The organism is Nocardioides sp. Root190 (assembly GCF_001428565.1).
Lineage (GTDB): Bacteria > Actinomycetota > Actinomycetes > Propionibacteriales > Nocardioidaceae > Nocardioides.
In genome coordinates, this window is the sequence record NZ_LMIA01000001.1 from 629078 (window position 1) to 646550 (window position 17473).

Consider the following 17473-nt stretch of genomic DNA (forward strand, 5'->3'; position numbering starts at 1 on the left):
CTCAGCGACCCTCGTAGACGCCGGGACGGCGCTCGATGACGGCGGCGAGCGCCTCGAGGCTGTCCGCAGTGCCGGAGAGCTCGGACACGACACGCGCCTCCTCCGGCATCCGTTCGACGACGGTGGAACCCAGGCCGTCCCACACGAGACGCTTGGTGGCGGACAGGCCGAGCGGCGGCTGCGCGGCCAGGTCGGCGGCGAGGGCGTTCACCGCGTCGGCCAGCTCGGCGTCGGGAACCACCCGGCTCACGATGCCGAGGTCGTGTGCCTCGGCCGCGGTCAACGTCGGGTTCGTCAGCAGGATGTCCAGCGCCTTGCGCACACCGACGATCCGGGCGAGCGTGACCGTGGTGCCGCCGTCGGGCGCCATCCCGACCCGGACTGCGCCGGAGAAGAACTTCGCCGACTCGGCGGCGACCACGAGGTCGACCGCGCACGCGAACCCGAACCCGGCCCCGCCGGCAGCGAATCCCTGGATCTGCGCGATCACGGGGACCTTGAGCTGGATCAGCGCCGCGGTCGCGAGCTGGAGCCAGGCGGTGGCCTCGCGCAGGTAGTCGGGAAGACCGTCACCCTTGCCGAGGAAGGTCTTGACGTCACCGCCGGCGCAGAAGTGGCGGCCCTCGCCGCTGAGGACGGCGACGCGCACCGTCGGGTCGGCGTGGACCCGCAGCACCGCGGAGTGCAGCTCGCGGAGCAGGTCGGCGTCGACTGCGTTGGCGGCCTCCGGGCGGTTGAGGCGGATCCGGGCGATCCCGTCAGCGATGTCGAGCAGGACCAGGCCTTCGCTGATGACTGCGGTGGATGCGCTCATCTACTTCTCCTCCTTGCGGCCAGCGAAGGCCGTGACACTGGCACCACCGGCGTCGCCGGAGATGTGGGCGACGACGGCGTCCATCTCGAGGTCGAGACCGGACTCGAGATCGGTCGCGAGGCCCTCGCGGACCAGTCGCTTGATGCTGCGCACCGCGTCGGTACGACGTCCCGCGAGCCGCGACGCGAAGGCGTCGACGTCGTGGTCGAACGAGTCAGCGGCGAACGACCGGTAGGCGATGCCCCACTCGACCGCGTCGACACCGGTGATCCGGTCGCCGGAGAGCAGGAGGCCCAGGGCCCGCTGCCGTCCGGCGATGCGCGGGAGCCGCTGGGAGCTGCCGCCGCCGGGGACCATGCCGAAGTTCACGTGGTTGTCGGAGATGCGGGCGTCGTGGCGCACCAGGACGATGTCGCAGGCCTGCATGAGCTCGAAACCACCGGCCATCGCGACACCCTCGACCGCGGCGATGACGGGCTGCTCGATCTCCCCCACCGCCGCGCAGGCGGCGCGGAAGGCGGCGAAGAGAGTACGGAGCGAGTCGGGGCCGTCGGCCCGCAGGCGCTGGACCTCCTCGAAGTCACCGCCAGCACAGAAATTGCCACCCGAGCCGCGGATCACGACCACCCGCACATCAGGGTCGGCACCCGCAGAGCGCAGTGCCTGCTCGAGCGCCGCGGCGAGGGCGGTGGTGACCGCGTTCATCGCGTCCGGTCGGTCGAGCGTGATCGTGGCGACGCCCTCGGCGATCTTCAGGCTGACGGGCGCGACCCAGGCCGGAGCGGAGGCGTTCACATGCCCCTCCCGCCGGAGACCTCGAGCACGGCGCCGGTCATGTAGCTGGACAGGTCGGAGGCCAGGAACGCGACGACGTTCGCGATCTCGTCCGGCTCACCGGCCCGGCGCATCGGGATGGTCGCCTCGGTGGCGGCGTACGCCTCGGCCGACATGGCCTCGGTCATCGGGGTGCGGATCAGGCCCGGCTGGATCGCGTTGACCCGGACGCCGTGGTGGGCGAGCTCCTTGGCCGCGGCCTTGGTCATGCCGACGATGCCCGCCTTGGCGGCGCTGTAGTTGGTCTGACCCGGGTTGCCGACCTTGCCCGACATCGAGGAGATGTTGATGATGCTGCCGCGCCTGGCCTCGCGCATGACCTCGCTGGCGGCACGGATGCCGAGCCAGGTGCCCTGCAGGTGCACGGTGATGACGGCCTGGAAGTTCTCGAGGGTCATCTTCTTCAGCGACGCGTCGCGGGTGATCCCGGCGTTGTTGACCAGCACGTCGAGACCGCCGTACGCGTCGACGGCGTCACGCACGAGGGCGGCGACGCTGGCTTCGTCGGTCACGTCGCACGCGACTCCGCGGGCGTTCTCACCGATGCCGGCGGCCGCCGCCGCGGCCTTGTCACCGTCGAGGTCGGCGATGGTCACGCGGGCGCCGTGGTCGGCGAGGACTGTGGCGATGGCCAGCCCGATCCCCTGCGCCGCGCCGGTGACGACGGCGGTACGGCCGTCCAGCAGGTCGCTCATGCTGCACATTCCTTGCCTGAGCCCTGCGGTGCCTCGCTCCGGCACACCTCGCTGGCGCTCGGCGTACCTCCGCGGGGGCTCCTCGCGCTCATGCGATGTACCTCACGATCGAGTGGACGACGGCAGCCGGCTTGTCCGAGCCGTCGATCTCGAAGGTGCTCTCGAAGATCGCCTGGACGGCGCCGTCCAGGGGCGTCACGGACAGGACGGTGGCGGTCAGGCGGATCTTGCTGCCGACCCGGACCGGCGCCATGAAGCGCACCTTGTCGAGGCCATAGTTGACGGCCATCCGCACGTTGTCGACCCGGTAGAGCTGGTTGAGCAGCGGCGGGAGCAGCGACAGGGTCAGGAAGCCGTGCGCGATGGTGGCGCCGAACGGGCCGTCCTTCGAGCGCTCCGGATCCACGTGGATCCACTGGTGGTCCCCGGTCGCGTCAGCGAACTGGTCGATCCGTGCCTGGTCGACCTCCAGCCAGTCGGAGGTGCCGAGCACGTCTCCGGTTGCGTTCGCGAAGCCCGCGACCCCGTCGTACACCTTCACTGCAGTCACACCCGTCCGGTCGACGTAGATTTTGAATCAAAACTAAATTATAGTCTGGACTTGAAAAGTGCAATGCAGCGCCAGAACGTCACGCAGGAGGAACCCACATGTCCGAGGCCTACATCGTTGAAGCGGTGCGCACGCCCGTCGGTCGCCGCAAGGGAGGCTTCGCCGAGGTCCACCCCGCCGACCTCGCAGCCCACTCCCTCAAGGAGCTCGTCAGCCGCGCCGGCGTCGACCCCGCCGCGATCGAGGACGTCGTCCTCGGCTGCCTCGACAACATCGGCGCCCAGGCAGGCGACATCGCCCGGACGTCGGCGCTCGCCGCCGGGTTCCCCGAGACCGTCCCCGGCGTCACCATCGACCGCCAGTGCGGATCGGCCCAGCAGGCCGTGAGCTTCGCCGCCATGGGCGTCAAGAGCGGCATGCAGGACCTGGTCGTCGCCGGCGGCGTGCAGAAGATGACCCAGTTCCCCATCCTCTCCGCCTTCGGCGCCGGTGCCGAGTTCGGCTCCACCGACCCGTGGACCGGGTGCGAGGGCTGGCAGGCGCGCTACCCGGGCGAGGAGATCTCCCAGTTCCGCGGCGCCGAGATGATGGCCGCGCACTGGAAGCTCACCCGCGACGACTGCGAGGCGTGGGCCTACCAGAGCCACCAGCGCGCGCTCGCCGCGATCGACGCCGGGTACTTCGACCGCGAGATCAGCCCCTTCGCCGGCGTGAGCGTCGACGAGGGCCCGCGCCGCGACACCACCCGCGAGAAGATGGCGACGCTGCAGACCCTGGTTCCGACCGGTGTCCTCACCGCCGGCGTCGCCTCCCAGATCTCGGACGCCTCCGCCGCCCTGCTGATCGCCTCCGAGGCCGCCGTCAAGGAGCACGGACTCACCCCTCGGGCACGGATCCACCACGCCTCGGTGCGCGGGGACGACCCGGTGATGATGCTGTCGGCGCCGATCTCCGCCACGCAGTACGCCCTCAAGAAGGCCGGTCTGACGATCGACGACATCGACGTCATCGAGATCAACGAGGCCTTCGCGCCCGTCGTGCTCGCGTGGAACATCGAGCTCAACGCCGACCCCGCCAAGGTCAACCCCAACGGCGGCGCGATCGCGCTCGGCCACCCGATCGGCGCCACCGGTGCCCGCCTGATGACCTCGATGCTCCACGAGCTCGAGCGCACCGGCGGCCGCTACGGCCTGCAGACCATGTGCGAGGGCGGCGGCCAGGCCAACGTCACCATCATCGAGCGGCTCGGCTGAGCACGACGATGGAACGCACCCTCTACGACGACGACCACCAGTCCTACCGCGAGACCGTGCGGGAGTTCCTGGCCCGCGAGGTCATCCCGCACAAGGACCAGTGGGACGACGACAAGTGGATCCCCCGCGAGGTGTTCAAGGCCGCCGCCGAGGCAGGTCTCTACGGCCTGCAGGTCCCCGAGGAGCACGGCGGCAGCGGCGTCGACGACTACCGCTACCGCCTGGTCGTGAGCGAGGAGGTCGCGAACGCCAATGCGATCTCCTTCGGTGTCACGCTGGGCCTGCAGGACGACCTCTTCCTGGCCTACCTGCTCGGGAGGGCCGACGAGGAGCAGAAGAAGCGCTGGCTCCCCGGCTTCGCCGCGGGCGAGCTGATCGGCGCGCTCGCGATGACCGAGCCGGGCACCGGCTCGGACCTGCAGGGCATCCGCACCACGGCCCGCCTCGACGGTGACCACTACGTCGTCAACGGCCAGAAGACGTTCATCTCCTCGGGCATCATGGCCGACCTGATCGTCCTGGCCGTGCGGACCGACCCCGAGGGTGGCTCCAACGGGTTCAGCCTGCTGATGGTCGAGGCGGACTCCACGCCCGGCTTCGAGCGCGGCCGCAAGCTCGACAAGATCGGCCTGCCCGCCCAGGACACGGCCGAGCTCTACTTCACCGACGCCCGCGTCCCTGTCGCGAACCTCCTCGGCGAGGAGGGCCAGGGCCTGAAGTACCTGATGAGCCACCTCCCGCGCGAGCGGCTCGGGGTCTGCGCCCAGTCCATCACCACCGCTCAGGCGACCCTGGACCAGACCATCGCCTACCTGAAGGACCGCACGGCCTTCGGCAAGCGACTGATCGACTTCCAGAACACCCGCTTCGAGCTCGCCGAGATGGAGACCGAGCTCGACATGGCCCAGGCGTGGATGGACACCGCGGTCGTCGCCTTCAACGACGGCAGGCTGACGCCGGTCGAGGCGGCCAAGGGCAAGTGGTACATCAGCGAGCTGATGAAGCGCATCGTCGACCGCTGCCTGCAGCTCCACGGTGGCTACGGCTTCATGCGCGAGTACCCCGTCGGCAAGGCCTACATCGACACCCGGATCCAGACGATCTACGGCGGCACGACCGAGATCATGAAGGAGATCATCGGGCGGGACATCGCCGGGGGGCGCTGACGCTGCAGGGATCCCCTCCCCAGAGGGGATCCCTGCGCTTCCTGCCCACTGCAACGGCCGGGAAGCGCAGGGAGAGGCCAGGAAGCACCCCTCAGCGGCCGCGGCACCACCTCGCGAAACCCGTCGTACGACGTACGCCCGCGCCCACCGACCACCGTCGAGGCGCGGGCCTCTCTCGGACTTCACCCCTTAATCGAAATTCAACTGGAGGCACCATGGCGCTCAAGGACACCCTCTCGGTCATCGCGATGGCCGGGCAGGTCGCGGCAACGGTGGCCCTCGAGCGGGTCGGACCCGGTCCGCGGCTCGACCGCCCGGGCGTCGTACCCCCGAACGCGGAGGCGATCACCGCCGCCTGGCTGACCAGGGCCCTCGCCAGCGACGTCGCCGGTGCCGAGGTCACGGCGATCGAGATCACCGGCGGCAGTGACGGCACGTCCTCGCGACGGGCGCTGAGCATCGAGTGGAACGCTGCCGGAACCGCAGCGGGGTTGCCGACCAGGCTCTTCAGCAAGGCAGCCGCCGGGCTCTTCTCCCGACTGCTGCTCGGGCTCACCGACATCGCCGAGGGCGAGTCCCTCTTCTACAACCACGCGCGGCCGACCCTCGAGCTGCGCAGTCCCCGTGCCCACTACGCCGGGTTCGATCCGCGCACGCGGCGCTCACTCGTCCTGCTCGAAGACCTCTCGACGACCGGGTGGACCTTTCCGGATCCCCAGTCCAACCCCGTCACGCGCACCGACGCCGAGGACATGGTCGACCAGCTCGCGGCCTACCACTCCGGGCTCTGGGACAGTCCACGATTCCTCCGCGACCTCAGCGGGCTCAAGGGCGCTGCGCGCTGGCAGGAGGACCTCGACGGTCGGGTCGGCTTCCGGTCACGGACGTTGCGGGGCTTCGATCGCGCGGCGGAGGTGCTGCCGGCCGGGATCCTCGCGCGGCGTGCCGACGTCTACCCGTCCTTCCACCGGGCGCTGTCGTTGCACGAGCAGGGACCGCAGACCCTGCTCCACCAGGACCTGCACCTCGGCAACTGGCTGCGCGACGCCGACGGTCGGATGGGGCTCTACGACTGGCAGTGCGTGGCCCGTGGCAACTGGGCACTCGACTACTCCTACGCGATGGCGGGCGCCCTCGAGCCCGCCGACCGTCGCGAGTGGGAGGAGGGCCTCCTGCGCCGTTACCTCGAGCAGCTCGCCGACGCAGGAGTCGCCCCTCCGTCGTACGACGCCGCCTGGCTCGCCTATCGGCAGCAGCCGATGCACGCGTTCGCCTTCGGCCTCTTCACCCTCGGCGGCACCCGCTTCGAGCCCGAGCTCCAGCCACGCGCCTACACGCTCGCGGCGATCGGCCGGATCGCGCAGTTCGTCGACGACCACGGAACCCTCGCCACCCTGGAGGACTGACCCCGGCGGCGCCTGTCGGCGCCGTTCACCGATCGAGCGACGCCGCCGGAACGTGCGGCCCGAGGAGGACCACATGTCCGAGCCCACCCGCGTCACCGACCGGGTCGCGGCCATCGCCCTTCCCCTGCCACTGGAGGGCCTGACGAGCGTCAACTGCTACGTCCTTCGTGGCGACCGGGAGACCGTGCTTGTCGACCCGGGCTGGTCCTCGCCAGAGACCGAGCGGGCCCTGCTCGACGGCCTGGACGCGCTCGGCCTCGCGCCGGGCGACATCAGCCGGACACTGACCACGCACCACCACTGGGACCACTACACGCAGGGCCTGACCTGGCAGCGGAAGCACGACATCGCGGTCCATCTCGGTCGCGGCGACGACCACAGCATCCACGCCTGGCGCGACCTCGAGGGCGCCTTCCCGCGCCAGGTCGGCCTGCTGCAGGCTGCCGGGGCGCGGGAGCTGGCCGCCGAGGTCGCCGCTCTCCCGGTCGAGATCCACGAGCAGGGCATGGACTTCGACCTGCCCGCCGCCTGGCTGGACGACGGGGACCAGATCGATCTCGGCAACCTCACCGTGCGCGCCCTCGCGACCCCCGGCCACACCCGCGGCCACGTGTGCTTCGAGGTCGTCGAGGAGCATCTGCTGCTCACCGGCGATCACGTCCTGCCGCGCATCACGCCGTCCATCGCCTACGAGCGCGAGCCGTCGCCGGACTCCCTCACGTCGTACCTCGGATCGCTGGGACTCGTCGCCGCCCTCCCCGACCACCGGATGCTCCCCGCCCACGGCGCGATCGGGGGCCGAGCCGCCCAGCGTGCGAGCGAGCTGATCGCGCACCACGAGGAGCGGCTGGCAGTCGTCCGGGGGCTCGTCGAGCAGGGTCACGCCACCTCCTTCGAGGTCGCCCGGGCGATGACCTGGACGCGCCACGAGCGCCGGCTCGAGGATCTGGAGATCACGCACCGGATGACCGCCGTCCTCGAGGTCGCGGCCCACCTCGTCGTGCTGGAGAAGGCAGCGAGGCTCACCAGAGCCACCACCAACGGCACGGACGTCTTTGCCGTGTGACCACAGCGCCCGGCGCTCGTTGGACGAGTGAGGCCCTTCGCCGAAGCCTCCTGACACTGGGGACACCGATGGCAGCACCATGGCGGGTTCTCGTCGTCGACGACGACGCAGAGTGGCGTTTCACGGTGAGCGTGTACGTCGACCCGAACGACAATCTCGAACTGACGGGAGCCACCTCACTCGCGCGCGCCCTGGCAGCGGTGGAGGAGGATCCACCCGACGCCGTCGTGATCGACATCGCCCCCGGCAGCAGCGGCGCCGACGGCTTCGTCACGCTCGGCGAGATCTGCCGTCTCGTACCGGACGCGCTGGTCTACGTCTACACCTACGAGGTCGACGGCGCCGCGGATGCGCTGGCCATGGGCGCCAGCGCGGTCCTCGACAAGGCCACGCCCCCGCAGACCGTCCTCAGCCTGGTCTCGATCGCCCTGCGCGAGCGCGGTCCGGGCGAGCCCGGCCTGTGAGAACTCCTGAGCGCCCCTGAGCACTCCGCTCAGCGGCCGCCGGCGACCCGCAACGTCGTCGCAGTGACGTACGACGCCGCATCGCTCATCAGCCAGGCGACCGCATCCGCGATCTCCTCGGGCTGCCCGGCGCGTCCGAGCGGGATCTGCGGCGCCATCCGTGCAACGCGCTCCGCATCTCCGGTCGTCGCGTGCAGGTCGGTGTCGATCAGGCCCGGCGCGACGGCGACGACCCGGATGCCGCGGTCGGCGACCTCCAGACCGAGACCGCGGGTGGCCAGGTCCAGCCCTGCCTTCGCAGCGGCGTAGTGGACGTACTCCCCCGGTGACCCGATGGTCGCGGCTCCCGAGGTGATGTTGACGACGACCCCGCCGCGACCGAGCACGGCAACGGCCGCGCGGGCCACGAGGATCGGCGCCGTCAGGTTCACCTCGATGGTGCGGCGGATCTCCTCGGCCGGCGTCTGGTCCAGCGGCGCGAACCGGTAGGTCGCGCCCGCGTTGTTGACGACGCCGGTCAGCTCGCCGAGGTCCGCTGCGGCGGCGAAGAGCGCGTCGATACCGGCATCGGTGCCGAGGTCACCCGCGACCGCCACGCACCGCACCCCGAGCGCGGTCAGCTCGGCGACGGTCGCGGCCGCGCTCGTCTCGTCGCTGCGGTAGCCGAGGACGAGGTCATGGCCGTCCTCGGCGAGCCGTCGCGCCACCGCTGCGCCGATGCCGCGGGTTCCGCCGGTGATGATGGTGAGAGCCATGGACGAATCATCGCAAGCGTCCGGAGCAACAGCCTCCTTGTCCTAGGCTGCGGCCATGTCGACGCCCCGCGGTCCCGGCTCCACGCCCCTGCCCGCAGAAATCGTGCGGGTGGACGCTCCGGAACCCCGCGCGACGCTCGTCCTCTGCCACGGCGCCTGGCACGGCGCGTGGTGCTGGCAGGACGGCTTCACCGAGCGACTGGCAGCGCGCGGCATCTCGACCGTGGCGCCGAGCCTGCGCGCCCACGCCGGGTCTGCGGGCAGCCACCGTCTCAACGCCGCCCGGATGCGGCACTACACCGACGACCTGACCGCCGTCATCGACGCCGTCGTCGCCACGGCCGACACCGCCGTGCACGTCGCCGGGCACTCGATGGGCGGTGGCGTCGTCCAGATGTTCCTGGCCCGTCCCGATCGGCCGGAGGTCGCGAGCGCGGCGCTGCTGGCGTCGATGCCCCCGGCCGGCGTCTGGCGGGTGACTCGCGACATGGCCCTGCACCGCACCCGCGACTTCCTCGCCGCCAACGCCCGGCTGGACCTCGGCCACCTGGTGCGCGAGGAGGAGGACGTGCGAGCGATGTTCTTCACCGCCGCCACACCCGGTGACGTCGTACGACGCACGACGCAGCGCCTGCAGTCGGAGTCCTACCTCGGTTTCCTCGACATGCTCGCGCTCGACCGGCCGCGCCCGCGACCCGGTCGCGAGCGGGTGCTGGTGATCGCGGCCGGCAAGGACCCGATCTTCAGCGCCGCCGATGCCACCGCCACGGCGCGGGCCTGGCACGCGCCGCTCTCCACGATCGAGGACATCGGCCACGACCTGATGCTCGACACCGGCTGGGAGCAGGTCGCCGACCAGCTGGCCGACTGGATGCTCGGCGCCTGAGCGGTCGGTCAGCCGACAGGGTTCTTGCCGAACGTCACGTCGTCCAGGCTCGCGATCTCGCTCCAGCGCTCGGAGACCTCGCGCAGCGACGGCGGCGCCGAGAAGACCGCACCCTTGTTCTGGAACTGGGCGACCCGGTAGACCTGACCGCCACCCGCGACGAACACTGCACCCGCGTCGGTGGACTCCTCGGAGAGGAGGTAGGTGACGACCGGGGAGACGTAGGACGGCGGGAGCTTGTCGAGCAGTTCCTGCGGCGCGATGTCGGCCGTCATCCGAGTGGCTGCCATCGGCGCGATCGCGTTGACCTGGATGCCGTCGCGGGCGCCCTCGATGGTCAACGTGTTGAGCAGGCCCACCAGGCCGGCCTTCGCGGCGCCGTAGTTGGCCTGACCGAAGTTGCCGAACAGGCCGCTGGTCGAGGTGGCCATCACGATCCGACCGAAGCCCTGCTCGCGGAAGTGCGGCCACACGGCCTTGCTCATGAAGTAGCCACCATCGAGGTGGACTGCCTGGACGAGCTTCCAGGCGTCGGTGTCCATCTTGGAGAAGGAGGTGTCGCGCAGGATGCCGGCGTTGTTGACCAGTCCGTGCACGGCCCCGAAGGTGTCGATCGCGGTGGCGACGATCGCGGTCGCACCCTCCTCGGTCGCGACGCTGTCGTAGTTGGCGACGGCCTCGCCGCCGGCTTCGCGGATCTCCTCGACGACCGCGTCGGCCATCGACGTACCCGCTCCGCTGCCGTCGCGCGACCCGCCGAGGTCGTTGACGACCACCTTGGCGCCGACGCTGGCCAGGAACAGGGCGTACTCCCGTCCGAGCCCGCCGCCCGCTCCCGTGACGATGACTACGCGACCTTCGACTCCGGCCATGCCGACAGCTCCTTGCACTCGAAAGATTTAATCGAGATTAGAATACAACAACGGACCGCCGCCTGGGAGGAGGCAACGGTCCGTGGTCGGGTACGACGGGTCAGGAGACGACGAGGTCCTGACGGCCGGCCGCCTCGAGGGAGGCGATGTACTTCGGGAAGAGCTTCTTGCCGAGCGGCGCGAGCTTCAGCAGGCTGGCGACATTGCCGTCGACCTTGATCTTGCCGCGCGCCATCGACAGCGGCAGGTTGACCTTGCCCTGCCAGTAGGCGCTGCCGAGGTCGGCGGTCATCTTCATGGTCGCAGCGGGATCGGCCATGCCGACGCCGTCTCCGATGGCCTGCTTGCCCATGTCGATGACCAGGCTGGTCTCGGGCTCGGTGAACTCGAACTTCACGACGATGCCGGTCGCGACCATCTTCGGCCCGACCTCCGGGTCGTCGAATCCGGCCTGGAACACGCCGCCGATGTAGTGGCGGACCTCGTCAGCATTCTTGAAAGCCATCGCTGGACTCCTCTTCCCTGGAGCCACCGGACGTGCGCTCCGTCACACGACGGACCGTAACATAAGTTAGGTTATGATGGAAAGTGGAGCCGCCCGCCCAGCGGTGCGGTGGGCTCGCGCCCTACGATGGAGGTCGCAACCTCAGAGGAGCTCCCCGATGACCGAGCGTCAGGTACGCCGCAACGAAGCGCTGCGCGACACGTGGTTCGAGGGTGCCAACCAGATCCTCGCGACCGAGGGCTACGGCGCCCTCAAGCTCGCGGCTCTCTGCAAGCGCCTCGGCGTGACGACGGGGTCCTTCTACCACTCGTTCGACAACTGGCAGGACTTCACCGACTCCCTGCTCGAGAACTGGCTGCGCGAGCGCACCGAGCAGACGGTCACCATCGTGCGCCAGCACGACGACGCCGTCGAACGCCTCCTGATGCTCGCCCAGGCCAGCGCCGAGCTGCTGCACCAGACCGAGGCCGCGATCCGCGTGTGGGCCGGGGTCGACGAGCGCGTCGGGACCGTGCAGCGCAAGGTCGACGAAGGTCGCTACCAGGTCGTCCTCGAGGCCATGGCCCAGATCGTCGGCCCCGTGCGCGCCGAGCAGTACGCCGTCTGGGGTCTCAGCACCCTGATCGGCTACGAGATGATCGCCGACCAGCACGGCCGCGAACACCTGCTCTGGTCGCTGGAGAGCATCCTCGCCGACGCCCGCAACGGCGCCTGATCCCGCCCGACGCCGTCGTACTCGCCGTACTGGTCGTATCTCGGACGGCGGCAGCAGCGCTGTAACACGCTGTCCACGTATCAACCACGCCGCTGCAGCGCGCGTGTCGCGACGCCAACGGCGTGGAAGCCCGGTGAACGGCGTGTTACAGCCCCGCGACCCGCCGCACGCACGCAACGTCGGGCAGCGGGCGGCGGGCGGCGGGCGGCGGGCCAGATCAGAACAGCTTGCGCATCAACGCACGGGCCGTCGGGCCGTACGGCGGGTAGACGATCGACGGGTCGGGCTTGAAGCCCTTCATCGCGACCGACTTGCGGTGGCTGAGGGCCTGGAAGCCCCACTCGCCGTGGTAGGCCCCCATGCCGCTGGCCCCGACGCCGCCGAAGGGCAGGCTCGGGATCAGGTAGTGGATGGCGCAGTGGTTGACCACGGCCCCACCGGCCGGGATCTCCGCCACGAGCCGCTCGGCCGTCTTCTTGTTGCGACTGAAGACGTAGAGGCCCAGGGGCTTGGGGCGATCGTTGACGAACTCGATCACCTCGTCGACGGAGGTGAAGCTGCGCACGGGCAGGATCGGACCGAAGATCTCCTCGGTCATCGACGGCTCGTCCACGTCGGGGTCGACCAGGATGGTCGGCTCGATCGTGAGTGCCTTCGCGTCCAGTCCGCCGCCGGCCACGACCGTGCCCTTGGTCAGCTCCAGGTAGCTCGCGAGGCGGTCGAACTGGCGCTGGTTGACGATCCGCTTCGGGCCCTCCTCCGCGGTGAACTGCGCGACGGTCTCGCGGATCCTGGCGACCAGCTGCTCCTTGACCGACTCGTGCACGAGGACGTAGTCGGGTGCGATGCAGGTCTGGCCGGAGTTCATCAGCTTCACCCACGCGATCCGGCGGGCGACGACGTCGAGGTCGGCGTCCGCGGTGACGATCGCGGGGCTCTTTCCACCGAGCTCGAGGATGACCGGCGTCAGGGTGTTCGCTGCGCCGGCCATGATCTTGCGGCCGATCTCGGTGCCTCCGGTGAAGAAGGCGTGGTCGAACCCGAGGGACAGCAGCTCCTGGGTGACGATGCCGTCGCCCTCGACGACCGCGAACGCGTCCTTGTCGAGGTAGTCGGGCAGCGCCTCGGCCATCAGCCGCGACGTCGCCGAGGCCACCTCTGACGGCTTGAGGACGACGCAGTTGCCGGCGGCGAACGCAGCGACCATCGGACCGAGCGACAGGTTGATCGGGTAGTTCCACGGCCCGATCACCAGCGCGACGCCGAGCGGCTCGTACTGGATGCGCGCACTCGCGGGCATCTGGGCCAACGGCACCCGACGACGCTGCGGACGCATCCACCGGCGCAGGTGCTTGATCGCCTGCTCGGCCTCGCCCTTCGGCGGCGCGATGTCGCCGAACCAGGACTCGAACGGGCTGCGCCCCAGGTCGGCGGCGAGCGCCTCGGCGATGTCGGTCTCGCGCTCGGCGAGGAAGCGCACCAGGCCCTCGAGCTGCGCCTTGCGCCACTCGTAGGGCCGGGTACGGCCGCTCTTGTACGTCGTACGGAGCCGGCCGAGGAGGTCCCCGAGCCCGGTCGTGCTGCTCTGGTCGGCAGAGGTGGCAGTCATCGTGATTCTCCAGTCAGCTCAGGTCGGCTCAGGTCAGCGTGTACGGCATGCGCTTGACGGCGCGGACGAAGTTGCCGACGAGGTACTCCGGCTCGCCGAGCACCAGGTTGGGTGCGCGGTGCAGCAGGTTGTCGAAGATCTCGCGGAGCTGGATCTTGGCGACGAAGTTGCCCATGCAGAAGTGCGGGCCGCCGCCGCCGAAGCCGACGTGCGGGTTGGGGTCGCGCAGGATGTCGAACTCGTGGGCGTTCTCGAAGACGTTCTCGTCGCGGTTGCCCGACGAGTACATCATCGCGATCCAGTCGCCTTCCCTGATCTGCGCGCCGCCGAGCACCGTGTCCTGGGTGGCGGTACGACGGAAGGTCATCACCGGGGACACCCAGCGGACGAACTCCTCGATCGCCGTACCGATGCGGCCCTGGTAGTCCTCGAGCAGCAGCGCCTTCTGCTCCGGGTACTGCTGGAGCGCACGCATCGCGAGGCTGATCGAGTTGCGGGTGGTGTCGTTGCCTGCGACCGAGAGCAGCACGAAGAAGGCACCGATCTCGTCGTCGGTGAGCTTCTGGCCCTCGACCTCGGCGTTGACCAGACCGGTCATCAGGTCGTCCTGGGGGTTGTTGCGACGCTCCTCGGCGAGCTCCATGCCCATCATCAGCAGGCCGACGAGCGACTCGTTGAGGACCTCGCCCGGCTCGCGCCCGGCGGCAACCTCCTCGTCGGCCCAGGACACCATGCCGTCGGCGTGGTGCGCGGCCTCGAGACGCTTGTCGTCGTCGGTCAGCCCGATCATCTCGTAGATCGTCCACATCGGGAGCCGCTTGGAGACGACGTCGACGAAGTCGCCCTCAGGGTTCTCGAGGAGGTTGGTGACGATGTCGTGGGCCTGGCGCTTGATCTGGTCCTCGATCGCCTTCACCCGCTTGGGCGTGAACGCCGAGCTGACCAGGCGGCGGATCACCGGGTGGCGCGGCGCATCCATCCCGAGGAAGCTGCCGGCGGCCTCGTTGATGTCCTCCGGCACCTCCTCCATCTGGAAGCCCTGGCCCGAGCAGAACAGGTCGGTCCGCTTGCTGACCTCCTGGATGAGCGCATGGCTCGTGACCACCCACACGCCTTCGTTCTCCGAGGGGATGAGGGCGCCCTCGATCGGACGGTGCCAGCTGATCGGTGAGTCGGCGCGGAGCTTGGCGAAGGTGACCTCGCGCTCCTCGGCGGTCTTCGCCCAGAACGAGACCTCCGAGATGCTGTGCTCGTGGAGCGTGCGGGGCACGGTCACGGCAGCAGTGTCGAGGTCGTTCTCGATCATGGTCATGGTCAGACTCCCGTCGGGACGTACAGCTTCTCGAGCTCGCGCTTGACGAGCTTGCCGGTGGGCAGGCGCGGGATCTCGCCGATGAAGTCGACGGTCCGGGGCGCCTTGAAGTGGGCGATCCGCTCACGGGTGTAGTCGATGAGCTCCTGCGCGAGCTCGTCCGAGGCCGCCGCGGGGTCCTTGAGCTGGACCACTGCCTTGACCTGCTGGCCCATCTCGTCGTCCGGGACGCCGATCACGGCGACGTCGTAGATCGCCGGGTGCAGGGTGAGCACGGCCTCGACCTCGGCCGGGTAGATGTTCACGCCGCCGGAGATGATCGTGAACGCCTTGCGGTCGGTGAGGAACAGGTAGCCGTCCTCGTCTAGGTAGCCGAGGTCGCCGACGGCGGTCCACGACTGGTGCTGCGGGTGGGTCGCCTCGGCCGTCTTGGCCGGGTCGTTGTGGTACTCGAACGGGCGGGTCTCGCGCTCGAAGTAGACGGTGCCGACCTGACCGGCGGGCAGCTCGACGCCGTCCTCGTCGCAGATGTGGGTGATGCCGATCATCGCCTTGCCGACGGTGCCGCGCTTGCTGAGCCACTCCGGCGACGAGACGAAGGTGATGCCGTTCTGCTCGGTCGAGCCGTAGTACTCGAAGACGACCGGCCCCCACCAGTCGATCATCGCCTGCTTGACGTCGGGCGGACACGGGGCAGCAGCGTGGACGGCGAGACGGAGGGTGCCGTGGGCGTACCTGGCCCGCGTCTCCTCGGGGAGCTGGAGCATCCGCACGAACATGGTGGGCACGAACTGCGCGGTGGTGACGCCGTACTTCTCGATCGCGGCCAGGGCACCCTCGGCGTCGAACTTCTCCATCATCACGACCGTGCCGCCGAGGGCCTGGACGGCGCCGCTCCACTTGAGCGGCGCTGCGTGGTAGACCGGCGCGGGCTGCAGGTAGACGTCACCCGGACCGACCTTGAAGGGTCCGCCGAGGAGTCCGGTGATCGGGTCGCCGGGCTGGTCGACCTGGATCGGCAGCATGGCCTGCTTGACGCCCTTCGGGCGGCCGGTGGTGCCGGAGGAGTACATCATGTCGGAGCCACGGGGCTGGTCGACGAGGCGCTCGCCGGCGCTGGCGAGCAGGTCGTCGTACGACGTGTAGCCCTCGACCTGGCCACCGAAGACGAACGCGTGCTCGACCTGGGCGGACAGCTCGCGGACCGCGGCCGCGCCCGAGACGCCGGCCGAGGCGATCAAGGCCTTGGCGCCGCTGTCGCTGACGATGTAGGCGATCTCGTCGGCGTTGAGGTTGCGGTTGACCGGGGTGATGTAGAGACCCGAGCGCATGCACGCCCAGTAGATCTCGAAGCACTCGGCAGCGTTGTCGGACAGCATCGCGACGACGTCGCCCTTGCGCAGTCCCAGACCGTGCAACGCGCTCGCCAGGGCCGCGGAGTTGTCGTCGAGCTGGCCGTAGGTGACGACTCGTCCCGAGCCCGTCATCACGACGGCCGGGTGGTCGGGGTTGGTCGCTGCGTGGGCTCCTGGATACATCGTGCACCTTCCGGTTCGTGTTGCTCGTTGGGGGTGAGGACGCCGACCTGGTCCGATCTCCCCGAGAAATCAGACATGTGCGGGGCGTCACAAACTACCGTAACCTGAGTTATGCTGGACGTCCAGAGCCCGCCTTGTCACATTGCGGGTTTTCTGATTCTCTTTTAAAAAAGACCTTGGAGGCGACCATGACCGCATCGACCGGAGCCCGCACCCTGAGCGGCAAGCGCATTGCAATCACCGGTGCAGGCCGCGGTATCGGCCGCGCCACCGCAGAGGAGCTGCACCGCCGTGGTGCCCTCGTCGCGATCGGCGACATCGACACCGATTCGGCCAAGGACGCCGCGACCGCCATCGGCGGCGACGTCAGCGCCCACCACATCGACGTGACCGACAGCGAGTCCTTCGCGGCCTTCCTCGCCGACGCCAAGCAGGCGATGGGCGGCCTGGACGTGCTGATCAACAACGCCGGCGTCATGCCGATCGGGCACTTCCTCGACATCAGCGAGGACACAGTGCGCCGGGCCACCGAGATCAACCTGCTCGGCCCCACCCTGGGCATGCGCGCCGCCCTGCCCGACATGCTCGCGGAGGGCCGGGGCCACATCGTCAACGTGGCGTCCGTCGCCGGCAAGGCCGCCGTTCCCGGCGGCCTGTACTACTGCTCCCACAAGGCCGGCGTGATCGCGCTGACCGAGGGCGCCCGCCTCGAGTTCGGCGGCCGCGGCATCGACTTCACCTGTGTGATGCCGTCCTTCACCAACACCGACCTCATCGCCGGCACCAAGGGCACCAAGTTCCTCAAGAACGTGGAGCCGGAGGACGTCGCCAAGGGGATCGCCGACGCCATCGAGCACAAGCACAAGGACGTCTACCTGCCGAAGTCGCTGCGGCAGATCACCTTCACCCAGTCCCTCACCGGGCGCCGGATGCGCGACTTCCTCAACAACAAGCTGGGCGCCTACAGCACCTTCCTGGACATCGACCAGGCCGGCCGCGCGGCGTACAACGATCGGATCAGCAAGAGCTGAGT

18 protein-coding genes are annotated in these 17473 nt (G+C 69.6%); 8 read left to right on the plus strand and 10 right to left on the minus strand.

Going from position 1 to position 17473, the window contains the following annotated elements:
* Position 1: 1 nt before the first annotated feature.
* The 4 genes from ASE01_RS02970 to ASE01_RS02985 all read right to left on the minus strand — a co-directional run bounded on the left by ASE01_RS02970 (position 2) and on the right by ASE01_RS02985 (position 2884).
* A complete protein-coding gene (locus tag ASE01_RS02970) occupies positions 2-814 on the minus strand; it encodes an enoyl-CoA hydratase/isomerase family protein (protein WP_056748486.1) in 813 nt (270 codons plus the stop codon).
* Positions 815-1609, minus strand: a complete 795-nt coding sequence (locus tag ASE01_RS02975; RefSeq protein WP_200958729.1) for an enoyl-CoA hydratase/isomerase family protein — start codon at positions 1607-1609, stop codon at positions 815-817.
* Positions 1606-2343 (minus strand): 3-oxoacyl-ACP reductase FabG, encoded by a 738-nt coding sequence (fabG, locus tag ASE01_RS02980; RefSeq protein ID WP_056748487.1) that lies wholly within the window; start codon positions 2341-2343, stop codon positions 1606-1608. The genes ASE01_RS02975 and fabG overlap by 4 nt, the downstream gene beginning before the upstream one ends.
* 88 nt (positions 2344-2431) lie before the next feature.
* Entirely contained in the window at positions 2432-2884 is a 453-nt protein-coding gene (locus ASE01_RS02985) for a MaoC family dehydratase (protein WP_056748488.1), read from the minus strand.
* A 107-nt stretch (positions 2885-2991) separates the two neighbouring features.
* Between ASE01_RS02985 and ASE01_RS02990 the strand changes: the two genes are divergently transcribed.
* The 5 genes from ASE01_RS02990 (at position 2992) to ASE01_RS03010 (ending at position 8248) form a co-directional block, all read left to right on the plus strand.
* Positions 2992-4146: an acetyl-CoA C-acetyltransferase gene (locus tag ASE01_RS02990; protein ID WP_056748489.1), complete on the plus strand. Its 1155-nt coding sequence runs from the start codon at positions 2992-2994 to the stop codon at positions 4144-4146.
* Positions 4147-4154: 8 nt separating this feature from the next.
* Positions 4155-5312, plus strand: coding sequence for an acyl-CoA dehydrogenase family protein (locus tag ASE01_RS02995; protein WP_056748490.1), 1158 nt, complete (start codon positions 4155-4157; stop codon positions 5310-5312).
* Positions 5313-5527: 215 nt separating this feature from the next.
* Positions 5528-6718 carry a phosphotransferase gene (locus ASE01_RS03000; protein WP_056748491.1) on the plus strand — a complete coding sequence of 397 codons (1191 nt, stop codon included), beginning with the start codon at positions 5528-5530 and terminating at the stop codon, positions 6716-6718.
* 73 nt (positions 6719-6791) lie between these two features.
* Positions 6792-7784, plus strand: coding sequence for an MBL fold metallo-hydrolase (locus ASE01_RS03005; protein ID WP_056748492.1), 993 nt, complete (start codon positions 6792-6794; stop codon positions 7782-7784).
* A 68-nt stretch (positions 7785-7852) separates the two neighbouring features.
* The gene (locus ASE01_RS03010) at positions 7853-8248 is read left to right on the plus strand and encodes a response regulator (protein WP_056748493.1); all 396 of its coding nucleotides are present in this window, start codon (positions 7853-7855) and stop codon (positions 8246-8248) included.
* A gap of 29 nt (positions 8249-8277) precedes the next feature.
* On the opposite strand, the gene ASE01_RS03015 is transcribed toward ASE01_RS03010, so the two are convergent.
* Positions 8278-9003 (minus strand): SDR family NAD(P)-dependent oxidoreductase, encoded by a 726-nt coding sequence (locus ASE01_RS03015; protein ID WP_056748494.1) that lies wholly within the window; start codon positions 9001-9003, stop codon positions 8278-8280.
* A gap of 55 nt (positions 9004-9058) precedes the next feature.
* Between ASE01_RS03015 and ASE01_RS03020 the strand changes: the two genes are divergently transcribed.
* Positions 9059-9889 carry an alpha/beta hydrolase gene (locus ASE01_RS03020; protein ID WP_082605749.1) on the plus strand — a complete coding sequence of 277 codons (831 nt, stop codon included), beginning with the start codon at positions 9059-9061 and terminating at the stop codon, positions 9887-9889.
* A gap of 8 nt (positions 9890-9897) precedes the next feature.
* Here the strand turns inward: ASE01_RS03020 and ASE01_RS03025 are convergent, their stop codons facing one another.
* Entirely contained in the window at positions 9898-10761 is an 864-nt protein-coding gene (locus tag ASE01_RS03025; protein ID WP_056748496.1) for an SDR family oxidoreductase, read from the minus strand.
* Positions 10762-10861: 100 nt separating this feature from the next.
* Positions 10862-11266, minus strand: a complete 405-nt coding sequence (locus ASE01_RS03030; protein ID WP_056748497.1) for an SCP2 sterol-binding domain-containing protein — start codon at positions 11264-11266, stop codon at positions 10862-10864.
* Positions 11267-11423: 157 nt separating this feature from the next.
* Here ASE01_RS03030 and ASE01_RS03035 point away from each other — a divergent pair, with 157 nt between their 5' ends.
* A complete protein-coding gene (locus ASE01_RS03035; protein ID WP_056748498.1) occupies positions 11424-11981 on the plus strand; it encodes a TetR/AcrR family transcriptional regulator in 558 nt (185 codons plus the stop codon).
* 217 nt (positions 11982-12198) lie between these two features.
* On the opposite strand, the gene ASE01_RS03040 is transcribed toward ASE01_RS03035, so the two are convergent.
* From ASE01_RS03040 to ASE01_RS03050, 3 genes are read right to left on the minus strand one after another with little or no spacing between them, the layout of a single operon-like run.
* Positions 12199-13590 carry an aldehyde dehydrogenase family protein gene (locus ASE01_RS03040; protein WP_056748499.1) on the minus strand — a complete coding sequence of 464 codons (1392 nt, stop codon included), beginning with the start codon at positions 13588-13590 and terminating at the stop codon, positions 12199-12201.
* 28 nt (positions 13591-13618) lie between these two features.
* Entirely contained in the window at positions 13619-14902 is a 1284-nt protein-coding gene (locus ASE01_RS03045) for a cytochrome P450 (protein ID WP_235535837.1), read from the minus strand.
* Between the two features lie 2 nt (positions 14903-14904).
* Positions 14905-16440, minus strand: coding sequence for an acyl-CoA synthetase (locus ASE01_RS03050; RefSeq protein ID WP_056748500.1), 1536 nt, complete (start codon positions 16438-16440; stop codon positions 14905-14907).
* A 188-nt stretch (positions 16441-16628) separates the two neighbouring features.
* Here ASE01_RS03050 and ASE01_RS03055 point away from each other — a divergent pair, with 188 nt between their 5' ends.
* Positions 16629-17471: an SDR family oxidoreductase gene (locus ASE01_RS03055; RefSeq protein ID WP_056748501.1), complete on the plus strand. Its 843-nt coding sequence runs from the start codon at positions 16629-16631 to the stop codon at positions 17469-17471.
* The last annotated feature ends 2 nt before the right edge of the window (positions 17472-17473 follow it).

What these genes read in the sequence shown, in the direction of transcription:
- ASE01_RS03055 (WP_056748501.1), top strand. Translation starts at nt 16,629, where the DNA reads ATGACCGCATCGACCGGAGCCCGCACCCTGAGCGGCAAGCGCATTGCA.
- fabG (WP_056748487.1), bottom strand. Translation starts at nt 2,343, where the DNA reads ATGAGCGACCTGCTGGACGGCCGTACCGCCGTCGTCACCGGCGCGGCG.
- ASE01_RS03040 (WP_056748499.1), bottom strand. Translation starts at nt 13,590, where the DNA reads ATGACTGCCACCTCTGCCGACCAGAGCAGCACGACCGGGCTCGGGGAC.
- ASE01_RS02995 (WP_056748490.1), top strand. Translation starts at nt 4,155, where the DNA reads ATGGAACGCACCCTCTACGACGACGACCACCAGTCCTACCGCGAGACC.
- ASE01_RS02990 (WP_056748489.1), top strand. Translation starts at nt 2,992, where the DNA reads ATGTCCGAGGCCTACATCGTTGAAGCGGTGCGCACGCCCGTCGGTCGC.
- ASE01_RS03020 (WP_082605749.1), top strand. Translation starts at nt 9,059, where the DNA reads ATGTCGACGCCCCGCGGTCCCGGCTCCACGCCCCTGCCCGCAGAAATC.
- ASE01_RS03015 (WP_056748494.1), bottom strand. Translation starts at nt 9,003, where the DNA reads ATGGCTCTCACCATCATCACCGGCGGAACCCGCGGCATCGGCGCAGCG.
- ASE01_RS03000 (WP_056748491.1), top strand. Translation starts at nt 5,528, where the DNA reads ATGGCGCTCAAGGACACCCTCTCGGTCATCGCGATGGCCGGGCAGGTC.
- ASE01_RS03035 (WP_056748498.1), top strand. Translation starts at nt 11,424, where the DNA reads ATGACCGAGCGTCAGGTACGCCGCAACGAAGCGCTGCGCGACACGTGG.
- ASE01_RS03010 (WP_056748493.1), top strand. Translation starts at nt 7,853, where the DNA reads ATGGCAGCACCATGGCGGGTTCTCGTCGTCGACGACGACGCAGAGTGG.
- ASE01_RS03005 (WP_056748492.1), top strand. Translation starts at nt 6,792, where the DNA reads ATGTCCGAGCCCACCCGCGTCACCGACCGGGTCGCGGCCATCGCCCTT.
- ASE01_RS03045 (WP_235535837.1), bottom strand. Translation starts at nt 14,902, where the DNA reads ATGACCATGATCGAGAACGACCTCGACACTGCTGCCGTGACCGTGCCC.
- ASE01_RS03025 (WP_056748496.1), bottom strand. Translation starts at nt 10,761, where the DNA reads ATGGCCGGAGTCGAAGGTCGCGTAGTCATCGTCACGGGAGCGGGCGGC.
- ASE01_RS02970 (WP_056748486.1), bottom strand. Translation starts at nt 814, where the DNA reads ATGAGCGCATCCACCGCAGTCATCAGCGAAGGCCTGGTCCTGCTCGAC.
- ASE01_RS03050 (WP_056748500.1), bottom strand. Translation starts at nt 16,440, where the DNA reads ATGTATCCAGGAGCCCACGCAGCGACCAACCCCGACCACCCGGCCGTC.
- ASE01_RS03030 (WP_056748497.1), bottom strand. Translation starts at nt 11,266, where the DNA reads ATGGCTTTCAAGAATGCTGACGAGGTCCGCCACTACATCGGCGGCGTG.